The organism is Nguyenibacter vanlangensis (assembly GCF_013376155.1).
In the GTDB taxonomy this organism is placed as follows: domain Bacteria; phylum Pseudomonadota; class Alphaproteobacteria; order Acetobacterales; family Acetobacteraceae; genus Gluconacetobacter; species Gluconacetobacter vanlangensis.
In genome coordinates, this window is sequence record NZ_JABXXP010000273.1 from 1 (window position 1) to 3,719 (window position 3,719).

Sequence of the window (3,719 nt, forward strand, 5' to 3'; positions counted from 1 at the left end):
CGGCGGCGATCATGGCCTCGGCGCCGACACCCGCCGGCGCGGTCGTCGCCCCAGGGGCCGGAACGGCGGGACGGCCTGCCAGCAACAGCGGCAGGACCACCAGCAGGAACCCGGTCAGACCCTGCAACGCGAACGGCAGGATCAGGGCCAGCCCGATCCAGCGATGAATTTTCCGAAGCATGCACCACCATGATAATGCGAATCATTCGCATATAATCGGACAGGCAAGATTCACGCAAGATGTGCGGGTTGATTACAGGCTGTCGGATCGGGCGCAACAGTAACAATCGGTATCGGCAGTATATGCGGCAATCAGCGGTGCTGAGCCTGCCGGCATCCATTCGGGTATGACGTCGGCGCGCCCATGGCGGTGGACGCGGGTAAAGCCCATGACGGGCTTGATGGCAGCATGGCCTTCATGTCCACTCTGTGGGAGTCCAAGGAACTGGTATTTATGAATTATATTGCAGCTTGGAGTGAATATGGGAATCGGTGCTTGCGAGCTCCCGCAGAATGCTCGTCAAATAAATCCATGCAGGGTCATCCATTGTTCGGCCATTCCGGGCCATTCCACTGTATCGGTTCCTGGTTTTCCGAGGCCAAAGCCATGGCCTCCGGTAGGAAACAGGTGACGCACGACCTCCACACCGTTCCGTTCGCACGCGCCTTGAAGAATTGCGGTATTCACCGGGTTTGAAACGGGATCGTCCGCCGCCTGGACCAGGAAAAACGGGGCCAGCCCGGATGAATGTGCGTCTGCACGGACCGGCGCGCGCTTTCGGCAGGGCTTGGATGATCGCCGATCAGAATGCGTCGCGTGGATGTATCCTGATACGGTGGCTCAAGCGTCACGATAGGATAGGTCAGCAGCGTCAGATCGGAATGCCCCGACATCCGATCCAACGGCCCTCTCCAGCCCGCCCGCGATCCATGATCCCATTCGATCACGTTATGGCGCGCTGACGCCATATCTGGAGGGGACGTGATTGACTATAATCAATAATCCTCGTTAGCGTCCGATTGTCGGTGCCCTCCCGACCGGGCGGCGCCGTCTCAACGCTGTGGGAACCATGCGCAGACATGGGCCACGAGGAGACAACATCGTGAAGAAGCATTCGGCGGTGATCGCGGCGCTGGCGGCGGCGGGGATATCCTGCGCGGCCCCGGCACATGGCCGTGCGGAAACATTCCAGATCGGCTTCGTGCCCAAGGTGATCGGCATTCCCTATTTCAGCGCCATGCAGCAGGGATTCCTCAAGGGAGGCCGCGCGTTCGACGCCAGGATCGTCTATCAGGGGCCGACGACCTCGTCGGTCGCGGCGCAGGCGCAGATCGTCCAGAGCCTGATCAACCGCAAGCTGGACGCGGTGGCCGTCGCCGCCAACAGCCCGACCGCCCTTCAGGCCCAGGCCATCCACGCCCGGGAACGCGGCGTCACCTTCGCCTCGACCGACAGCCAGGTGGACGGCGACGCCGTGTCGCTGCGGGTCATGCAGGCCACGGACGAAGCCATCGCCCACACCCTGGTCGACCAGCTCGCCGCGCAGATCGAGGGTGGAGGACAGATTGCGTTCGTGTCCGGAGGGCCGACCGCGACCAACCTGAATCTATGGATTTCCCTGATGAAATCCTACCTGGCTGCCAAATATCCCAAGCTCGAGCTGGTCAGCGTCCAGTATGCCGGCGAGGATATCAGCAAGGCGACCGAGATCACGTCACAGATCCTGTCGGCCTATCCGGGGCTGAAGGGGATCATCGGCGTCAACACCACCGCGACGCCGGGCGCGGCGCAGGCGGTGCTGCAGGCCGGCCTCTCCGGAAAAGTCGCCGTGACCGGCATCGACGACCCGAACACGATCCGGACCTACGTGCTGAACGGCACCGTCAAGAGTGCGGTCCTGTGGAATCCGGTCGACCTCGGATACCTGACGGTCTGGGGCCTGACGCAGCTTCTGCAGCACAAGGCGCTGCATCCGCAGAACGCCGTGCCCGGGCTGGGCACCATCGCGTATGACGCGACGACGAAGACGCTGCTGCTGGGCCAGCCGATGATCTTCACCAAAGAGAACATTTCCCTGGATTTCTGAGGTGCGTCATGAACCGTCTCGAACTGAGAGGGATCGTGAAATCCTTTGGCGGCGTCAGGGCCCTGAAGGGCGTGGACGCCGTGATCGCGGCCGGACGGACCCTGGTGCTGCTGGGCGAGAACGGGGCCGGCAAATCGACGCTGATCAAGACGTTGACCGGCGCGGTCCGCCCCGAAGAAGGCGAGATCCTGATCGACGGCACCCCGGTCGTGCTGCGGGACCCGATGCATGCGCGGGCACTCGGCATCACCGCCGTCTACCAGGAGCCTATGATCTTCCCGCACCTGAGCGTGCTGGAAAACGTCTTCGCCGGCTGCGAAATCACCGATCGCTTCGGCCGGGTGCGGACCGAGGCCATGCTCGGGGCGGTCCGGCCGTGGCTGTCCTCGCTCGATCTCGCGGAATCGCTGCTGCATCGGCCCATGATGGATCTCGGGCTCGGGCACCAGCAACTGGTTCTGATCGCGCAGGCGCTGGTGCAGGACGCCCGCGTCATCGTCTTCGACGAACCGACGGCGATCCTGTCGCGCGCCGAGACCGACAGGCTGGTCGGCATCATCCGTCGCCTCCGCGATGACGGGCGCGCCATCGTATATATCACGCATCGGCTGGAGGAGGTGCCGCGCCTGGGCGACCATGTCACCGTGCTGACGGATGGGCGCGTGACCGGGGACTATGCCGCCTCCGACGTGACCGAAGACCTGCTGCTGCGCCTGATGATGGGCCGGCGCCACGATACCCGGCAGGACGACGGCATCCGGCAGGACGGCGGCGAAGCGGCACGGCCGCCCGCGGCGGCGGCATCGTCCACGCCGCCGGTCCTGTCCATCCGGGGCCTCAGCCATCCCCGTCATTTCCACGACGTCGACTGGGACGTGGCGGCCGGACGCATCACCGGCATCTACGGGCTGGTCGGCGCCGGGCGGTCGGAGGTCGCGATGACGGTATTCGGCGCGCTGCGGGCCTCCACCGGCAGGATTGTGCTGGACGGGCGCGAGATCAGCCCCCGCTCCCCGGCGGAGGCGATGGCGCTGGGCATCGGATACCTGCCGGAAGACCGCAAGAAGCAGGGCATCTTCGCCCCGATGGGCCTGGAGAGCAACCTGACCTGCACCGGCCTCGCCCGCTTGTCGCATGGCGGCTGGCTGCTGGATTTTCCCGCCCTGCTGGCCGAGACACGGGCCGTCATGCGCCGTTTCGCGATCAAGGCCGGCACGCCGGAGACCGCGATCGGGACTCTGTCGGGCGGCAACCAGCAGAAGGGATTGTTCGCGCGCTGGGCCGGGCAGGCGCTGCGCGTGCTGATCCTGGACGAGCCCACGCGCGGCATCGACCTGGCGACCAAGGCGGAAATCCACGGCTTCATCCGCCAGCTTGCCGAGGCGGGAACGGCGATCGTGGTGATTACCTCAGACCTCGCGGAACTGATGGCGGTCAGCCAGGACGTGATCGTGATGCGCCAGGGGCGCGTGGTCGATCGCGTCCAGGGGGCCGCGCTGACCGCCGAGCGGGTTCTGGCCTCGGCGATCGGCGCCGCGACGACCGGTCACGAACATACGGGCCGGGAGCGTGCGGCATGAAAACTCCCGCCCTGAATATCGGACCGGCCGCGCCGGCCCTGCACCGCCCCCC

Annotated in this window: 3 protein-coding genes and 1 pseudogene; 3 read left to right on the forward strand and 1 reads right to left on the reverse strand. The window is 65.4% G+C overall.

What is annotated here, in order from left to right; all coding sequences use genetic code 11:
• Positions 1-181 (reverse strand): annotated as a pseudogene (locus HUK84_RS23235) (PepSY domain-containing protein); the annotation flags it as partial.
• A 183-nt stretch (positions 182-364) separates the two neighbouring features.
• On the opposite strand from HUK84_RS23235, the gene HUK84_RS12225 reads away from it, so the two are divergent.
• The 3 genes from HUK84_RS12225 to HUK84_RS12235 all read left to right on the forward strand — a co-directional run bounded on the left by HUK84_RS12225 (position 365) and on the right by HUK84_RS12235 (position 3,667).
• Positions 365-697 (forward strand): hypothetical protein, encoded by a 333-nt coding sequence (locus tag HUK84_RS12225; protein ID WP_176640537.1) that lies wholly within the window; start codon positions 365-367, stop codon positions 695-697.
• A 406-nt stretch (positions 698-1,103) separates the two neighbouring features.
• Positions 1,104-2,087 carry an autoinducer 2 ABC transporter substrate-binding protein gene (locus HUK84_RS12230; RefSeq protein ID WP_176640538.1) on the forward strand — a complete coding sequence of 328 codons (984 nt, stop codon included), beginning with the start codon at positions 1,104-1,106 and terminating at the stop codon, positions 2,085-2,087.
• An 8-nt stretch (positions 2,088-2,095) separates the two neighbouring features.
• Entirely contained in the window at positions 2,096-3,667 is a 1,572-nt protein-coding gene (locus tag HUK84_RS12235; RefSeq protein ID WP_176640539.1) for a sugar ABC transporter ATP-binding protein, read from the forward strand.
• The last annotated feature ends 52 nt before the right edge of the window (positions 3,668-3,719 follow it).

Coding starts and splice junctions, on each gene's coding strand:
- HUK84_RS12225 (WP_176640537.1), top strand. CDS start 365: ATGGCGGTGGACGCGGGTAAAGCCCATGACGGGCTTGATGGCAGCATG.
- HUK84_RS12235 (WP_176640539.1), top strand. CDS start 2,096: ATGAACCGTCTCGAACTGAGAGGGATCGTGAAATCCTTTGGCGGCGTC.